Origin of the sequence: Bacillus sp. DHT2 (genome assembly GCF_026241455.1) — a bacterium.
Lineage (GTDB): Bacteria > Bacillota > Bacilli > Bacillales > Bacillaceae_G > Bacillus_A > Bacillus_A pseudomycoides.
Genome location: NZ_JAPHWH010000016.1, coordinates 18291 through 35914 on the forward strand (window position 1 = coordinate 18291; position 17624 = coordinate 35914).

General features: G+C 36.2%; 20 protein-coding genes. 4 read left to right on the forward strand and 16 right to left on the reverse strand.

Going from position 1 to position 17624, the window contains the following annotated elements:
• Window positions 1-15 precede the first annotated feature (15 nt).
• The 12 genes from ORL93_RS26185 to ORL93_RS26240 form a co-directional block, all read right to left on the reverse strand.
• Entirely contained in the window at window positions 16-264 is a 249-nt protein-coding gene (locus ORL93_RS26185) for a TcpD family membrane protein (RefSeq protein WP_016133395.1), read from the reverse strand.
• A gap of 22 nt (window positions 265-286) precedes the next feature.
• Window positions 287-1258 carry a conjugal transfer protein gene (locus tag ORL93_RS26190; RefSeq protein ID WP_265959833.1) on the reverse strand — a complete coding sequence of 324 codons (972 nt, stop codon included), beginning with the start codon at window positions 1256-1258 and terminating at the stop codon, window positions 287-289.
• Window positions 1259-1275: 17 nt separating this feature from the next.
• Complete coding sequence (locus ORL93_RS26195) at window positions 1276-1581, reverse strand: hypothetical protein (protein WP_265959835.1); 306 nt, start codon at window positions 1579-1581, stop codon at window positions 1276-1278.
• Entirely contained in the window at window positions 1581-1955 is a 375-nt protein-coding gene (locus tag ORL93_RS26200) for a hypothetical protein (RefSeq protein WP_265959836.1), read from the reverse strand. The genes ORL93_RS26195 and ORL93_RS26200 overlap by 1 nt, the downstream gene beginning before the upstream one ends.
• 152 nt (window positions 1956-2107) lie before the next feature.
• Window positions 2108-2314: a hypothetical protein gene (locus ORL93_RS26205; RefSeq protein WP_033671641.1), complete on the reverse strand. Its 207-nt coding sequence runs from the start codon at window positions 2312-2314 to the stop codon at window positions 2108-2110.
• Between the two features lie 4 nt (window positions 2315-2318).
• The gene (locus tag ORL93_RS26210) at window positions 2319-3179 is read right to left on the reverse strand and encodes a replication-relaxation family protein (RefSeq protein WP_016133391.1); all 861 of its coding nucleotides are present in this window, start codon (window positions 3177-3179) and stop codon (window positions 2319-2321) included.
• 14 nt (window positions 3180-3193) lie between these two features.
• Window positions 3194-5848, reverse strand: a complete 2655-nt coding sequence (locus tag ORL93_RS26215) for a type IV secretory system conjugative DNA transfer family protein (protein WP_265959838.1) — start codon at window positions 5846-5848, stop codon at window positions 3194-3196.
• A gap of 35 nt (window positions 5849-5883) precedes the next feature.
• Entirely contained in the window at window positions 5884-6111 is a 228-nt protein-coding gene (locus ORL93_RS26220; RefSeq protein WP_016133389.1) for a hypothetical protein, read from the reverse strand.
• Between the two features lie 70 nt (window positions 6112-6181).
• Window positions 6182-6406, reverse strand: coding sequence for a hypothetical protein (locus ORL93_RS26225; protein ID WP_016133388.1), 225 nt, complete (start codon window positions 6404-6406; stop codon window positions 6182-6184).
• A gap of 74 nt (window positions 6407-6480) precedes the next feature.
• The gene (locus ORL93_RS26230) at window positions 6481-6666 is read right to left on the reverse strand and encodes a hypothetical protein (protein ID WP_016133387.1); all 186 of its coding nucleotides are present in this window, start codon (window positions 6664-6666) and stop codon (window positions 6481-6483) included.
• A 36-nt stretch (window positions 6667-6702) separates the two neighbouring features.
• On the reverse strand, window positions 6703-8964 hold the full coding sequence (locus ORL93_RS26235) for a SpaA isopeptide-forming pilin-related protein (protein WP_016133386.1): 2262 nt from the start codon (window positions 8962-8964) through the stop codon (window positions 6703-6705).
• A 161-nt stretch (window positions 8965-9125) separates the two neighbouring features.
• Window positions 9126-9356, reverse strand: a complete 231-nt coding sequence (locus tag ORL93_RS26240; RefSeq protein ID WP_016133385.1) for a helix-turn-helix transcriptional regulator — start codon at window positions 9354-9356, stop codon at window positions 9126-9128.
• Between the two features lie 123 nt (window positions 9357-9479).
• Here ORL93_RS26240 and ORL93_RS26245 point away from each other — a divergent pair, with 123 nt between their 5' ends.
• Window positions 9480-10115 (forward strand): helix-turn-helix domain-containing protein, encoded by a 636-nt coding sequence (locus ORL93_RS26245; protein ID WP_016133384.1) that lies wholly within the window; start codon window positions 9480-9482, stop codon window positions 10113-10115.
• A 338-nt stretch (window positions 10116-10453) separates the two neighbouring features.
• Here ORL93_RS26245 and ORL93_RS26250 read toward each other — a convergent pair whose 3' ends face one another.
• Window positions 10454-10600, reverse strand: a complete 147-nt coding sequence (locus ORL93_RS26250; RefSeq protein WP_016133382.1) for a hypothetical protein — start codon at window positions 10598-10600, stop codon at window positions 10454-10456.
• Entirely contained in the window at window positions 10593-11744 is a 1152-nt protein-coding gene (locus tag ORL93_RS26255) for an AimR family lysis-lysogeny pheromone receptor (protein WP_242227258.1), read from the reverse strand. Before ORL93_RS26255 ends, ORL93_RS26250 begins: the two co-directional genes overlap by 8 nt.
• A gap of 448 nt (window positions 11745-12192) precedes the next feature.
• On the opposite strand from ORL93_RS26255, the gene ORL93_RS26260 reads away from it, so the two are divergent.
• The 3 genes from ORL93_RS26260 (at window position 12193) to ORL93_RS26270 (ending at window position 16300) form a co-directional block, all read left to right on the forward strand.
• Window positions 12193-13446 (forward strand): hypothetical protein, encoded by a 1254-nt coding sequence (locus tag ORL93_RS26260; protein WP_016133380.1) that lies wholly within the window; start codon window positions 12193-12195, stop codon window positions 13444-13446.
• A gap of 1356 nt (window positions 13447-14802) precedes the next feature.
• On the forward strand, window positions 14803-15033 hold the full coding sequence (locus ORL93_RS26265; RefSeq protein WP_265959839.1) for a hypothetical protein: 231 nt from the start codon (window positions 14803-14805) through the stop codon (window positions 15031-15033).
• Window positions 15034-15352: 319 nt separating this feature from the next.
• Window positions 15353-16300 (forward strand): tyrosine-type recombinase/integrase, encoded by a 948-nt coding sequence (locus ORL93_RS26270; protein WP_265959840.1) that lies wholly within the window; start codon window positions 15353-15355, stop codon window positions 16298-16300.
• Window positions 16301-16843: 543 nt separating this feature from the next.
• Here the strand turns inward: ORL93_RS26270 and ORL93_RS26275 are convergent.
• Both ORL93_RS26275 and ORL93_RS26280 read right to left on the reverse strand, forming a co-directional pair.
• Complete coding sequence (locus ORL93_RS26275) at window positions 16844-17011, reverse strand: hypothetical protein (RefSeq protein WP_265959841.1); 168 nt, start codon at window positions 17009-17011, stop codon at window positions 16844-16846.
• Window positions 17012-17176, reverse strand: coding sequence for a hypothetical protein (locus ORL93_RS26280; protein ID WP_265959842.1), 165 nt, complete (start codon window positions 17174-17176; stop codon window positions 17012-17014). It lies immediately after the preceding gene.
• Window positions 17177-17624: the final 448 nt, after the last annotated feature.

A 17624-nucleotide genomic window follows, 5' to 3' on the forward strand; every position in this document is an offset into this window, starting at 1 on the left:
CGCATCTCCCTTCTGTTATAGACCCACTAGTCCACCGAGGAATGTTCCGATTGCTTTTAATGCATCTGGTTTATTAATGAAGAAAACCATGGCAGCTCCCCCAATAACTAAGGATGCAAATATTGTCCAGGCACGTTTCACCGCTAAAAATATCCCCCCGATAATAAACACAATGTACAATGCGTAAGTTCCCTGCTCTTTTATCTCATCGAAAACCCCTTGTAATCCCATTCCCAATACTAAATGATTCATCATATCCAACATGTTACATTCCCCTCTCTCTTCTTTAATTTTTTAAGTCTGTCACAATGAATTGCTTTCCATCTTGTTTCACAAACAAGGTGTATACAGTCTTCATTTTCGTTTCAGAATGTACATCAATCAATAGGACCTCTGCTTGCACCTCATAAGAGCCTTTCGCTTTACCTGGATACACCTTTGAGGAAGTGACCTTGTCAAACTTCATTACTCCTTCTAATCCTTTAATACTAGAATTATCAAGTACATAAGCTAATTCTTTTTGTGATGCCGTTGTATACGATTTAAAAAATGTTGGTAAAAACTCTTGCATGTCTTTTTTTGTTTTCACATCTTTAATTTCTTCCCGTTCACTTTCTTTTTCTTTTACATTCGCTTTTTCATCGACTTTCACAATTTGCGGTAATCCATTGACAACAAAAGCTTTTCCGTCTGTTTTGATTGGAACAGATACTTGTTGCCAAACTTCTTTTACTTCTTCCCCACTGTTATCTGGTTTCTGTCGGTGTAATTTATACTTCACTTTAAAAATGACGTTCGATCCATTCGCCTTCGTTTCATCCACTCTCAGAATTGTTGCATAGAGAAAATTAGAATCCCACTGTAGACCATTTGTTTCTATTCCGGCTTGCGAATCACTGGTTTGTGACAAATACCCTTTTAAGCGCTCTGCACGCTTTTTAAGACCTTCCTCTCCTCGTTTCCAGGTGAAGTACTCCTTTGTAAATAAACGTGCAAACTCAATCGCTTCTGGGCGTGTCGCAAGGTTTTGCTTTGATACGACTTGTTTTGTTTCTGTTTGTGGGGTTACTTTCGCATCTGCTTTCATCGTTTTGAAAACTGTTGTACAAGAAACGAAAAACATCCAAGCTAACATCCCCCAAAAGAGCCATTTTCCTATCATGCGTCCCTTATAGGATGGAACTCGTATTGCTTTTCGTGGCTCCCCCTCTTTCCCATTTTTCATTTTCTGAAACCATTTTTTTATTTTTTGCCACATGAACATCCCCCCTTGGTTTAACGATTAAAATACTCTTCAATATCGCTTAGCTGGACCTTACCATCTTCTTCTGCCATATCGGAGATATCAATCAAATAAACATCTTTCGCATATTCCTTTTGCTGTTCATGTGCTGCTATAACTGATTTCGCTGAGGTTAACGGTTTACTAAGACCTGCTAGTTCTTCGTACACTTGAGGTACTTGTTCTAACATATATTTATAATCACTTAATTCCTTTTTGACTTGTTCTATATCCACCTGACCATCTTTCATTACAATTGGTTTCCAAAACTCTTCCCAACGTTTCTCATATGTTTTCATCATGCACTCTCCTTTTCTTTAAAACTTTCAAGAAAACGCTCTGCCTCTTTTTTAAACATTGATCCCTTATTAACTCGTGCTTGTTGGAACATGTTATAGCAACTTATTTCATACTCCACTTCCGAAATCGCTTTTTCTTTGGTTAGCTCTTTGCAATCACATTTCCATTCCAATTCGTCTAGATGTAGGCCAATCTCTATTTCAAGTATCTTTCTATTTCCCATCACCAAAATTTTCTGTAAGTACGTATCTGTCATAGATAAACAAATCTCATAGCTTTCACCACAATCTAACTGATTGCAAATCTGATCTATAAACCGGCAATCTGCCTCTTCTAAATTCCCTCGTTCGTATGTTTCCTTATAGATAAACATGTTGTTCCATCCTTTCTTTTTACGATTTTTTGGAACATGACCAACTCCTATAAACCTTCTCTTAGTTGTTAAAACCCTGGATTGATTGGACCACCAATCTTTGGTGCCATCTCCGCAATTTCTTTTGCGAAGAATAGTAAATTTCTTTCCCCTTATTTATCAATCATTTTGTAAACACCTACTGCCACCACACCAAGGATTAAAACACCCTCCCATCCTTGTGTATAATAGGTATCTATCACTTTACTTTGGATGGCTTCCCAAGCTGCACGTGATCCTGGTACTCGTTCAAAGATCCAATCTGAGAAAACTACTAATACAATGATGCTTGCTACAGAGGACATAATAAATTTGAACACAATCTTATAACCCCACTTTTTCATCCATTTCTTCAATATCACGGAAGATTTCGCCAAATGGATTTTGTAGTATGTCTTCGTACAATGTAATAAACACTGGAATTTCTGGACTCTCAACACCTTTTAAATAGCGCATTAACTCTTTTTCTCTGTTTTTACTTCCAGCGATAAAAGTAAGGGAACACTGCCCGACAGGGTAAGAAATCCCTGCGTGTTTTACGTATTCATCCATCTTGTGTTGTCTCATGAATTCGTTATAACGAGTTATTTTCTCTATGAGCACCTCTTTTGTACTAAAAGACCGTTCCATTTCTAAGAAGAGAATGCCATTTGCCGAAACGTTTCTTTTATTCCCAATGACCGCTACTCCGTCGGGTCGAATAATGCCCGCTCCTTCCTTTTTCGATTTTTTTCTACTGTTCGTATATTTGAATGTGCCAAGAACCTCACTAATCCATTCTCTTAATATCCTCGAATCTTGCTCCTTAGACGCGTGGGTCATTGCACACTCAACATGGGCCAACATGATACTGTGATATACAAAATGCGGTGCGCGTACAGACCACTTGGCTTTCCACCTCACATCTCCACGCAAATCACGTACAGTATCTACTCCCTTTTTAGTTAAGGTATACACCTTCTTAGGTCTAACATTTGATCGCTGCTGTCCTCTTATAGTCGGTATTGGCAAGTATTCACTTTTAATGTAACTCGCCATTTCTAACTTACGGAGACGATTATATACAGAGCGTTTGTTATATCCAGCGTAATGACGCATCATGACGTACTCTACATCGACAAAAAGGTGCGTGTATATATTTACTAAAACTTGTTCGTCTTCTTCTAATAAAGCCACTACATTCATAACAATTACCCCTTTTACCAGTCGTCGAACATACTTTTTCTTTTCTTACGTGCTGGACGTTCTTCATTCGAACCCACTACTACAAGTTTCACTTTTGATTCCTTTTCTAGATTGACAGGTGCCTGTTTCTCTTGCCGATCTGGTGCTTTTGTAGTTTCATTTTTTGGCGTAAGATATTTGGCTTTTGTATATAAAAACTCATCAATTTCTTTATCAATTTCCTCTGCCGATTTGCCACTATGCTGTTCCAATTCTGCAATTTTTGATTTGGTCCAATCATTTGCGGCTTGCGTTTCCTCTTTTTTCAGATAATCAGCTACATTACCGTTAGGTAAATACCGATTCAGTGGAGGTATTCGAACAGTACACCAAACGTTTCGTTCTTCTGTGTCTCCTTCAAGCTTCTCTTGTGTTTGAATCGCTGCTATTAAATTTGGTAGACCTTGCAAATAATCTGCTCTGAACTTATTTTGCATAACACCTTCCAGAATTCTTGCTGATTTCATCCCTTGACCACATACAAAGAAATTACCGCCTGCTTCTCGTAATGCTTCGTTTAAATCCGGGTCTAATTGCCCCTCTACTCGTTGCGTTAAGATCCAAAGTCCTAGTCCATGCTTACGATCTTTTGCTACAACTTTGCTAAGAATCGGTATTTTAAAATCGTGTGCTTCATCGATAAGCATAAGATGTAATTTTGAACCAATTGGCCGTTTCTGTGCAATACGATGATATTGATTGGCAATATATGCACCTGTGACAGCCAAATCTTTCTTACCCATTCCTAGAACATCAAAGATAACAATATGACCTTGATCCATCCATTTTCGAATATCTAAAAAACAGTCTGTTTGACCAAACATTCTCTTGAGGTAAGAAGTATTCCGAAACATATCTAAACGGTTCAGTATCGCCTGTTTACTATCTTCTAGTGCATTCTCCACTTCGAAATTCCAGTAGTTCATGTAGTACTGTTTCTGTGGTCCTTGTACATGATTCAAAACATGTCTACGAAATGCATCATCTGTAATAAATAATGGAACACTCAAAATCGTGTGTACACGTGAGGTATCGGATAACAATGTTCCTATTATGTTTTCTAACAACCTTTCAGTTTGCGGTGCTTGCCCTGGAATCACAGTTTTAATAATTTCCATAATGGATTCAACGACTGCCTGCACCTCATCCCCTGCCTCATCTGGAAATCTATGGAGTAAATTAAGTGCTGGAGGATAGTTGGTATCTCGAAAGCGTATAAAATGAACCTTGCTCCAATCTACTGTTTTTCCGTCAAGCTCTGCTTTTAACAAACGATTCATCGTAACAAGTGCTAAATCTTGAGCTGGATCAAATAATGAGAACCCACCTTCTTTATCTGGATTTTCAATCCACCTATCAATACGACTCTGCATTAAAGCCATAACTAAAGAGCTTTTCCCTTTCCCTACTTTTCCTGTGATATAGCCGTGGTTGCTTAAATACTTCTCTTTAATTCTTACTAATCGATCTTTGATATAGGGGTGCATGACGTGACCAATTGCGATTCCTTCCGCCAACATATCGTTTGGCAGCATTGCCTCCCCTTTATCTAAATAAAGAATGCGTTGTTCTGCCTTCTTTTCTTTATCTCCTGTCACATCTGGGAGGTGAAACATGTTCAAAAGTTCTGAACTGGTCCATACCATCTTTCCATATATCGGATTTGGTACGGTGGGCATACAACGCTTGAGGCGTCTGTACCGTAACTCATTTACATCGGCCATGATACTTGCTACCATATGACCGATATTTTTAATAACCGGTACACCTGGATAATGTTCACTTGCAAAGGAAACAGATACCTGAAATGCCACTTCGTTATTTGAGAAACGTTTATTCAATGCTCTGATTTCCTCTTTTTCAAATGTGTCTAATTCATGTTTCTTTTTCTTTTTGAGTGCTTTTTCCGCTTTACGAATCCCTTTTGTAAGGTGATATCCATTGTCTGGTGAAAAGGCGATGTCTACCCATGTTTTTTCTTCCATTGCGTTTCCCAGCATCGGTAACAGATCTTTCTTGTAACGAGCGAGTGATAACGTGGCTGCTCGTTTTCGTTTGAGCACCATTCGTCCACCTACTGCTTTTTTAGATGGAAAAGGCACTTCATTACGAGAAACTCCGTAGACTTCAACATGTTCATACACACTTCTCATCGCTTGGACAACACGCTTTAATTCATCTTTGGGACCGCCAATATAGAAGCGCACACGTTCTTTTGTTCCTTCTGGGCGAAACATGATCATTCGGTACCATTCTCGCCCTTTCCATAGACGTTCCAATGGTTTTCGCCCTGTATTATGCACATGACGAATCATTTGACCCAACTTTTCTGCTGTCACGTCATCATCGATATGCGGGATAAACATTACGTATTGATATCGCTTTTTCTCAAAATATACATACAAGTAATGTAGGACGATGCGGATCATTGTATAGATTAAGATTCCTAACAAGATTAGGCGGCATATACTAACTGTTACATCAATTGCTACTGGTACACGTTTCATGAGTTCCGCCAATATTTTTTCTTTGGAGTACCAGACAAAGCCCACAGCTCCTAAAACTAAGAGCGACTTCCAGTTCTTTTCAAGCATGTTTTCAAGTTCTTTATCAAACTTGCTGCGCGCCACCTCTTCACTTCCCTCCTATTTAGTCATTACATGACTTACGCGAGTGCCAATGTCTTTTCTTGATGTTTTTGTATTCGTTGTTCTACTGCTAATTGAATCAATATTTGAGGCTGTATCATTGCTTGGTGAGGTTGATTGATTTGTTCTAAAAGTGTTTTATATTCGAAGAGTTCTTGCTTGATTTGTTCCAGATCCATTTCTCCATTTACTGTAACTTGCTCTTTCCAAAACGCTTCCCAGCATTCATGCCGATTGGTATACATCCCATTTCTCCTCCCTTTTTCAGGAGGGATGCTCTCATGAAAGAACATCCTTCCTAAACCAAATTTGTTATCATTTGTGAAAATGCTTATGGAAATTGGCTTTTGGATCTATGAGTTTCATTCCTTTTTCATTACCAGCTAATGTCATCAAAAAGCTTGAAAATGCCATCCCTCTTCCTGTAATTCCAGTCAATTCAGATGACAGTTTGGAATGATTCACGCGATTCCCCCTTAGTTGACTCAATCTACCGATATAAAAACCACGTTTACTTCGCATGTGCTTAATTGGTTTCATATCTATTCGCTCCTTTCATTTATTTATTCTTCTATATCGTTAAATGGAAATATTCTATATTTTTATACCTTTTCTTAAACTTCTCCTAAAGACAATTCTTCCAAATCTGTAGAAAGGATTGTCACTGGTTGCTGGTGATCTTGAAACAGAACATGTTGTATATTGTTTTTCAACTGAAACCCATCTTCAGGTAATGCTAGCAAATAAGATTTCTTATATTTCCTATCATTGATCTGATAATATACATCAAACACGCACATTGTGTCCCGCCCTCCCTTATCAGTTGAGAGTGTTACTTACATTTCTTGTTTTACTTTTTTACTCATTCTGTACGCGTAAACTGCTACGACACTGCCAAGAGCGACAAGTGTAGCTCCAATCCAGTACCAATATGGATTTTCTGCTTTACCACCTGTTGTTGGCAAATGGCTTTCTACTTTCTTCGGTTGTTCTTTGATTTGTTTTGGTTGTTCTGGTTGTTTTTCAATGATGTGTAGTTTCTCTGGTGTTGGTACAGGTTTTTCGATAACCTGTGGTGTTTGTGGTTGTTTCTCTGGTTGTGGTTGAGGTTGTTCTGGCTGTTGTGGTGTTTCTGGTGATGGTGGAACTTCTTTTTTCTTGTCTTGTACTGTATGTTTGATAATGTCACCATCATTTTTAATCTCAAAGTGGAAAGTTTCTTCATTGATTAAGTATCCGTTTGGTGCGATTGTCTCTTTATATGTGTACTTCCCAGCTGGGAGTTTATCGAATTTCGCAATTCCTTGCTCGTTTGTTTTTCCTTTGACTACTAAAGCACCTTGTTCATCGTAAATTGTGAACTCTGCACCTGGGAGTTTATTATTTCCATCAGCAAGATCCACCTTCGTGATTTCAAGTGATCCTGTGATTTTGGTATTTTTGGCGATTAACTCAATTGTTTTACCGCTCTCTGTAATACTAAAAGGAATCGGCTCTTTCACAAGTACATATCCCTTTGGAGAAGTTTTCTCGATAAATTGGTACTTCCCGAACAGTAAATTTGAAACTTTGATAAGCCCGTTTTTATCTGTTGTATGCTCACTGATTTTTTTACCTTTTTCATCCGCAAGGATAAACACAGCTCCTTCTAATTGTTTGTTACCGTCTTGATCGACTTTCAAAAGCTGTACATTTCCTTTTACTTGCTCATTTTTCACTTCAAACGTAAGGGTTTTATGATGCTCTTTTACTTCAAATGAATACTTCGTTTTATTTAATAAATATCCATCTAACTCCTTTGTTTCTTGAAAATAGTACTTACCGTACGGAATGCCATCTACTCTCGCGATTCCATCTTTGTTAGTAGTTACCTTCTGTATTACCTTTCCGTCGGATGTGAATACGGTAAATTCAACACCTGGAAGTGCTTTTCCGGAATCACTGCTTTTCTGAATTTGAATACCGCCTTTGATTTGCTCATTTTTCATTTCAATAACAGCAACTTCACCTGTTTTCACTTTCAATGTTTGAGGATTCGAATCCAGAACATAACCAGCAGGTGCCTTGATCTCTTTTACGGTGTAAGTACCTATTTCTAAATTACCAAGCTGAGCTACACCATTTTTATCTGCTGTAATCGTTCCCATAGATTGTTGATTGCTACTGAAGACTTCAAATACTGCGCCCGGAAGTGGCTTTTTACTTTCATCCACCTTAATGACTTTTAAGGAACCATTTGATTTCCAATATACTTGCAAGTCTTTGCTTACTTGTTCTGTACTACGTTCTAATAATACTGTTGCATCTTGGATTGTACTTGTTCCCTTGTAAACAACAGCTTGATAATTTGTTAGATTTGAAACGACTTTCAGAGATAGTTCACTGCTTTGGGAGGATTTCGGTACTTGAATACGGAACTTTTCTCCTAGTTGGAACGTTTCTTTTACTTCGCCTTGTTCTGTTACAACACGTGTGCCCTCTGGTGCATTCTTCGTTTGTACTTTGAATGTACCCTTTTTCGCATTGGTTTGAACTGTATACGTTGTTGTTTCAAAGTACTCTCCATCTAGCTTTGCCTCTTGCTTATCAGTTGGAACTACATTCATGTATACATCTTGCATCTCTTGACTTTGATCCGCTGCATGAATGATTGCTTTTGCTGCTTTTTCAACATCTTTGTTTTTGAACTGCAACTCATTCACTGAAATTTGACCAAGTGAATTCCAAAGAGCCAGCTGGGTGGCATAATGTGCTTCTTGCCAAGTGGATACGCCTAATTGCTCTGGACTTTTTTCTGGATAACCATTTAACAGTACCCGGTACGAAATATCATCCGTTTTCCCTGCCTCTGGTAGGTCATTTCCATCTGGAGATTTCAAGCCGTATACCAGGCAATACGCAATCTGGCCACTTGCATTCTTTAAAATCTCTGTACGGACATCTTTTCCATATTGTGGACTATAAGCCCAATCCACCTTGTATGTTTCACGATTGATCACTTCCGCACTGGCTTTATTCAGCGGAATCAAGAAGCTCATAACTAATAAGAGTACACTCGTTGCGAGTAGTAATGCTTGATACGATCGTTTCAAAACCATTTTTTACAGCTCCTTTAGAGTCATTAAGTTTTCAAAGATCAGAATATTGAAAATATTAAACTTATAAAAAATTTATACTTTAGTAAAATTTTTTTCGGCTTTTAGCCGAATTTTGTTTGCAATATACATCAAATGAATATTAACTATATAGTGAATGTATATTACATTGGTAATGCCCGATAGTATGTTGGAAAGAATAAACGATCTATCGGGACTCCTAGAGAATCTGCTAAATACTTTGCCTTTTGAGCGTTGAGACTTCTTCTTCCTGTTTCAACGTCATATAAAGTGCTTCTTGGAACTTTTAAAGCATTCGAAAGATCTTTAATAGTAAGGTCTTGTGATTCCCTACAATGACGTAATTGAGTTTTACATTCTTGTAATGATACCAAATATTTCACCCCCTAACTTTAATTATATTTTATTAGGCTTTAAGCCTAATGTCAACACGAAATGAATAATTTTTTATTCATTTTAACAATTTTATTCCAAAACACAAATAAAGGAGTATGTTTATGGAAAACTTATTTTTAGGTGAAAACCTCAAGCACCTTAGGAAATTACAACAACTAACTCAAAAAGAAGTAGCTTCAAAGTTAGATATATCTTATTACGCTTACAACAATTGGGAAAATAGTTTAAGAGAGCCCGATCTACTTTCAATAAAGAAATTCTCTATTTACTATGACATCCTTATTGACGAATTAGTTAATACTCGTATACTTTCATCTAAACCTATAAATATAAGTGAAGATAGACTAAATATAATTAAAAAACTAACGAAATTAGATGTATTAAATCCACTTCAAGAAAACTTAAAAAGACTAAGAACTTTAAAAGGACTAAGTCGTAAACAAATATCAGAGGAGTTAAATACGCCTTATAGTACTTATGCTGGATGGGAAAATGGTTTTAGAGAGCCAGATATTTCAACACTTAATAATATATCTTCATACCATAAAGTGAGCATAAATGATTTATTAAATCCAGAGACAATTATAAGAGAAGAAGATAAACTTAAACTTATTACTCGTTTATCAACAAATCTATTTGAAACATATATGAGTGTGCCCGATGAATATAAGCTCGAATTAGAAAAGAAACTAATTGCATATATGAATGACTTTAAAGCAAAAAGAATGAATAAATAACATTATTAGCAACATACTCTCTTGATTTAACCCATTTTTTCTATGCTATCTTCCAGAACTTCTTGGTTACATATTTTAATTAAGTCCATGTACAATTTAACAATGGTGTATACATCAGTGTCATTACATTCTTGCCTAAATTTTTTTTCTAACCAATGATTGTTTAGAGCCATACCAATCTCACATCCTTTTCTTATAATTTAGGATTTAATATACGTGGGTGGTGCACTTTTTCTTTGTAATTGAAAAATGCACCACCCCTAAAAATCACGAAAGACGCTACAACCGTAGCGTCTAATTCACTGTTATTTCTTATTAAGTTTATTATCCATCTTGACTCATCCTGTTCCAGGGTCAACTCTCATATCTATAGTGGTGACCGATGATTCATCTTGTATTTTTGCATTTTGTTGAAAGTTTACATCACTTTGAGGAACTAATGAAATCCCTAAAATAATCAATAAACCGATTAAATATTTATTCAACCAAATTCACCTCACCTTTCATTAGTACTTTCTTTACACCTTTAGCATAAAATAAATTTCCAGATCTTTCAAAAGATATTAGGGCTTTTTTCAATCCTTCTACATCCCCTATTACTTTAGAATACGAATATAATTGATGTGCACTAAATCCTTTTCGTTCCATTTCTTTATACATTGCAAGCCCTTTCTCTCTATCCCTATATAAGCACTCAAAGTGAGCCTCTTCTCCTTCATGTATATAATTAAAATCAATTTTATGAAGATTAAAATTATTTTCAATATACAAGTACGCCAAAGTTGTTTTAAAAGCAAAATACTTTTGAGACTTTCTCGGTACATTTATATCATCAAGAAGATTTAAAGCTGATTCAATATGAGTTTCTGCGATTAATGGATTTTCATATATAAAACTCTCACCTAAACATCCACGTGCAACAGCTTTAATCATTGGGATATCCATAGCAGAATTTAGAATAGACTTACAAACTTCTCTACACATTTTCAGTTTATCCGCTAACAAATATGTATAGGCAGTTCTTTCTTTATATTGCATTTGCAAACACTCTTTAATATATTTCTGATCAATTTCAGCTATAAATCTTGCAGCTTCTTTCTCATATGGAGCTACTGCGTTTGAATCATCTTCTTCATACATAGCAACCATATAAAGCAAATTTAATAGTGCTTGGCATTCGGCATTAGAAGATATTTTGCTCTTTTTTATTTCATCAACAATTTGTTGTCCTTTTATTTCATTCTTATTTCTTTTATTAAACAAATCATAAATCGTAAAATACTGGTTAATCCTATCGTTATTATTGTGTTTCTTTATTAAAGCATCTATCACTTCATATTCACCAGAAACATGAGCGTAGCATAATGCTTTCCTAATATTCAATGGACTCTTGATTAAAAAGATAAAAGTATTAATTTTTTGACGCCTTATTTCTGGATTTCTGTATAAAGCATCGATTAATTTCAAAAAGCTATCAAATTTCAGTTCATATTCATCCTCACATTCAATAGCCCTAGTTATTCTTTCTCTACTAACACCAGAAACTTTAGCGAATTTTCGTATCGTATATTTTCCTTTTATTTCTTTTGAAATTCCATCCATAAAACCTTTCATAGTCAATGTGTCCACAGTAAACTCCCCCCCTTCACGAAAGATATTATCAATCAATTCTTAAGAAAATTTTACCATATACAAAGGTTTTCTATTTTAAGGATAGGACAATTTATCATTTCCCTCGATTGATAAATAATTTTATGAATACTCAGAAAATTTTTATTGGAAATTTGAATAGGTTTTATTCAACTTTTATTGATATTTTGTGAAGAACGTTTTAAAATAAAAATGTACACAAAAAAATAAACCCCACCTCAAGCTTTCATCTGGTTGTAGTTTGGCGACGACACCAGTTGAAAGCTCCCTAACAGGGTTCATTCACATTAAAAATGTATGTGATTTTTTTAATATCAAACTTGATACTAAAATTATACCATAATGCACTTTTAATGTGAATATGGAACCTCTGTTTTTCCAGCATTTTTCTGTTTATTTTAGGTGGGAAAAATAGGAGGTTTTTATTATGGTTACAAGTGGAGAAAATGTAACAGCTGCTGATCTAACTAGCGGTGTTCAAGTAAATACGCAAACACCAAAAACCAATATGAATCTTGATAAAAAAATGACAAAGCAAAAATTCCTCATGCATGGTCCGAAATTCTTCAACGGACTCTTCAAGCAATTGAAAAGGGAAGATGAGCTATGTGAGCTTCCAGCATCCGCCCTCGCGGTATATGTTGGGATGCACTATATAGTAAATGATATTGGATTATTACCAAGCGATTTTACGATTGCTCAACTTGCTGAAAAAATTGACTTACCTTATACGACTACATATGGCGGATTTGAGATCCTTTTACAACGTGAACTTATACAAGAAGTAATTATGAATGGATTACCGGTGTACGAGATTTGTAATTATGCATTAAATAATCGTACAAAACGTGAAGGAAACCAAGAATGTATGGGATTGTCCTATTTCCGCATTCCAAAATCCTTATTAGATACGAATATTTTACGTGAGTTAGTTACACATCGTGATCGTAAAGGGATTTATTTGTTATTAGATCTTTGCAATAACTTTACACACAAACTTTACAAACATAATCATGAAAGTGTTGAACAATATACTGTTGAAAGAAACATGGACACTTTAAAAACATATTTAAAGAAAAATGCAAAGAAAGTCAGAGAATATACGGCCTTATTATCGCCTATTTTCTCTTTTGTACCTACTCATAAAACAATACGGAAAGCACGTGAATCTCGTCTAACACGTATTCGAAAAGCTGTAAACCAAATTCTGGTTCCTAAGTTTTATATTCATATCGCTGCATCATGTGTAGTGGAAAATACAGATGATGATATTAAACAAAATGAGGCAAAAATGAGGAAAGAATCGGTATCACGTTTAAAATCCCTGGGATACCCACTTTCTAATAAAGATCGTCGTGATCTTGTTGTTGCGTTCCAAAGTGAAATTTCTAAGATTGCGTATTTATTAGAAAATAAGACTGCTAGAACGCAACTCATGACATATTCAATGTGCTATGCATTAGATGCATTAGAACAGTACGTGAAAACAACAAGCAAAAAAGTGAAGTCTATGGGTGCTTTTGTTCGTATAAAGTTACGTGAATCACTTCCATCTTGGCGTTTTACATATTTAAGTGAACACGATCGTCATGAATTATTTGTTGCATTTGGACGTAAAGGATGGGATCAACCAGAATGGTTGCATATGAACTACAAACAAGATTCTGTTGTGGCCGCATAAAAAAATAATGAAATAGCATGCTTATTCTAGCTTTGTTCAAAAAAATTGAAGTGAACAAGGCTCTTTGTCATGTAGAAAAACATATATCTTCTGGCATTCACCATTCCAGAATTAAAAACAGTAGGTTTTCAACTCAAAATCTGCTGTTTTTCTATTTTTTCATGTTACGATACTTCACTTGTGGATTTGTAGATAGTATGAGTATTAGCTTGTGGGAACATAGAATAATTGATTTCTTAACTTGTGAATTTGTGATTTATTTGATATTTCACTTGTAAATTGTGAATTCTATGTTTCATGAATCACCAAATCTCTCAAACTCCTTGGGACACAAGGGATTCAGCGTTTCTCTTTTCGTCTATATATATATTTGATTCTTTTATATATTTTTTTGACTGATCTATATATTTATTTGAAGATTAATACTTATTTTTGTCCTTCATACTTAAAAAAATGAAAGAAATTTTAATAAATAGAACAATATTTTGTAATCTTTTTATTCATTCACAAAATCTGAAACACGTACAGTAAACGAATATCAATCTGTTATTATTCGCTATTATTTATCTTAGTAAATTCACTTCTTTTCATCTCGAATAAATCAGATAGCAAAAAACTTTCATACCGAACACAATATGAATTAGTGATGAATTAGACATGAAACTGTGATGTTTTTGTTCATCGTCTAATTCATCACTTGCGATTGTCAAAAAACGTTGATATATAGGGAGGTTTTGGGATTCCCCGTGTCCTCGCTAAACCAGATGAAATTTTGAAGCTTTCCTTGTTCTGGTATCTCGATTCGAATGAATCAGATAGCAGGGCAAGGGAAAAGTTTTAAAAACTACATAATCGGCGCGGCGGGCATCGTTCACCTCACACATCGAACTCGGCGTTCACCCCTTCTTCGTTCGCTTCTAGCTCACTTCCTCTCACTCTGTTGCCCCGCACTTGGTGGCTCGGCTACGCCTCCCTCCACCCCCTAAACCCAAAAAGCAAACACCAGCCCCTCACCTTTCGTTGTCTAACCTGGTGCATGGTTCTTCCTATTGGCGCGGCACGATGCTTATTTGGGTTTCTTTGCCCATTCCCTCGAAAAGGGGGAATAAGAAAAACATATCGTGAAAACTCCTTATAAATAAGGGTTTTGGGTTACTTTTAAAAAATATATGTTTCAAAATATATACAATTGCATTGACATGTTTCAAATATTACTAAGTTGTATTTTTGAAACGAAAAATCCTAGTTTTTCAGCTATGTCATAAAGTGTACTTTTTGACATAATGTATAAATTTCTAATGAATTAAGCTAATTCCCCCATTTCGGGGCTTTGGGCAAAAACATCCTTATCCAATTGTGTTATGGAAATTGGTGTTTATTGCGCGGGATGAGACAAGACAGAAGGAGCTGTTAAGGCATTTAAAAGATGCGGAACAGCCTCCGCTCTATGAGATTGAAAGAGATGGGGAAGTTGTATTAAAGCAAAGATATGATATTTTAATTACGACATTTGAAGAAATTACAGAAAATCCTTTTGGGGAAATTTATATGGACTTAAATGATCCATCGGTTAAAATAGGGATTTAAAAAATATAAACCGGGTTAATAAAAGGCTCTGTGTAACAATGGTTTCCGCATTCGTAATCGAATGACGAACTGTTGCCGCGCAGGGCTTTTTTTACTGTATTCGTTAGCCAGGACAGAGTGAGGATATTTACTTCCCTACTTTTTATTTTGGTTTATTCGACGGGGATTTTGCAGATTCCCTAGGATTCGTTTCTCGTTTTTAATGGTTGTATCCAAAGAAAAAAGCGTTTTGCGAAGCATGGAATCCCTTATTGCATGTTTTAGGTATTTATATATATAATTGCGGTACACAATTTTTAGGACAAAGGAGTATATAGCCATGACTTGGGATACTGCTGTTGATTTTTTTCTAGCTGATTTATTGAAGCGCGGCCGCAAACCCTCCACTGCGAAACAATACCGCTACGATATTTCGCTTTTTGTCTCCTGGATTCAGAAACGCTTCAAATCGTCCCCAGAAGACGTTTTGATGTCTTTTGATGCAAATACACTAGATAGCTATTTAAAATCGCTAAAAAAGGAGCGTGGCGCGTCAAATTCTAATCTAAAACGGGTACGAGGTGTTTTGATTAACTTCTTGCAATTCCATAGCGCGGCAGACAGCCTCAAAAGCGACGTCGCACCGCCTGACCTTACTTCTAAACACTTTGCATCTGACGAAGAAATCAAACAGCTGTTACGCGTTATGCAGAGCTATGACGGGCTGACGGAGTACCAGGCATCCGGCAGAAAATTCATCTTGGAACGTAATTTGTTGTTAGTTCGTTTCATGCTCAATTACGGACTATCTATCCAGGACATTATTACGCTTTCAATGCATGATATCCATTTCGGGACCAATACCATCAAACCAGGAGGATTACATGCCTACAAGCGATCTATTACCCTTTCAAAAGAAGATGTGAAGCTTGCCTTGTTGTATTACAAAAAAATTCCGAAGCTCATACGTCCACGCCAACAAACCGAGGATCCCTTCTTTGTTGCTTTTGACTTTGCACCACAAACGTTCCGCTGGGATTATGAAAAGGATCAGCCTGCGGCACTAACTAGAATCGCGGTGCAACGAATGTTGCAAAAGGAAACCAAACGCGCTGGGATCCATATGACGCCTACTATGCTGCGGAACCGTTTCATTTTAAATGCATTGCAAAGTGGTATGAAACCGCAAGAAATCAAGGTTTTTCTTGGTTTAAAAAGTATTGAAGCATTGTATAGGTACGTGCAATTTTGGAATAAACAGCAAAAAAATAATAAGTTGAATATTTGACACTCCCACCCCTAAAGGGTCAAGCTGGCTAAAGCCAGTGGGATTCTTGCTCCCAAAGGCGAAGTCCATTTCTGGTATCGCTGACGTGCAAGATTGCGGTGTGCCATCACCACTCTCACGACAGACCCTATAGGGGCATGGCAACGATTCTTTCTTTTTCGGGCCACTCATTAAAAATTATAGATTTTTAGGGTGAAACTTTAATTTATGAGATTGTAGCACTACAAACTTTAAAGAAAACCTGTAAAAATTAGTTCCGTAAACTTATTTTTATGATGATTTATCCGTGTTCCGTAAACAAATGTTGTCAAAATCAATATAAAAAGTTAACGGAATTCCAGTTCTGTTAACTTAAACTTGCGAATCGCCCCTAAAAGTAGTAATCGTTGCCGTGCCCCTTGAGGGGCCCCCTCACCGGGTGGCAGGAACAAACGGTTGTTTGTTCAGTGCCAAGAGGGTTTGGGTGTAGTGCGGTTGGTCAAGTCAAATACTCCCTTTGCTTCGCTAGGTCCGTTTTGATTGACCAACACAAGTAACTACCTCTTATCCTAGTTCTTCACTAACTCTCTTTAATTCCTTTACAAAACCCTGCAGATTTTGCCCATATGATTGTAAATACCATTCCATCCTGTCTTGATACATGAAAAAGAACAACTCTGCAACACTCACTTCATCCAATATAAATTGTTTCCCATTTAGATGAATTGCCATTTAATTTTGATATAATACGTCGTCCTCATCAAATGTCTCTTCTTCTTGCATGTTCAATCGCATTGAAATATAGCGGTCTAAATCCATTCCTGTAAATTTCCCTTGTGGTGCTAGTTCTCTCATAGCGTCATCTAAGTATTCTAGTTCGTAATCAGGCAACTCCATTTCCTTAATTATTTGTTCTTTTGTTTTTTCTTCCCAAGAATAGGGGTACAGCCGAGATACGTGTAAAAATAGGTCATAGGCTTACTTTTATTTCCAACTCGATTTAAAATCGGGTTTTTTATCTATGATTTTTTTATAAAAATCCTTCGTATGTCTAATCTTTCATTTTTAAACTTATTATCATACACCCTAATCACACAATTGAAACAAAGTGTTTTCAGTAACTAACCAATGGATGATTAGGGTTAACCCATAATAGACAAAGACAGAATCTTTATTGTAAATAGACGTAATAAAACCTAGTTATACGTTCAATAGGTTTTGTTTGGAAATAAAAGTAAGGCTAATACTCAAAATTACACGTATCTCGGCTGTACCCCAAGAATAGTTACACAAAAAATCAGCTGACTTCGACCAAACTAAAAAATCCCTTAGCATATGAAAGTCG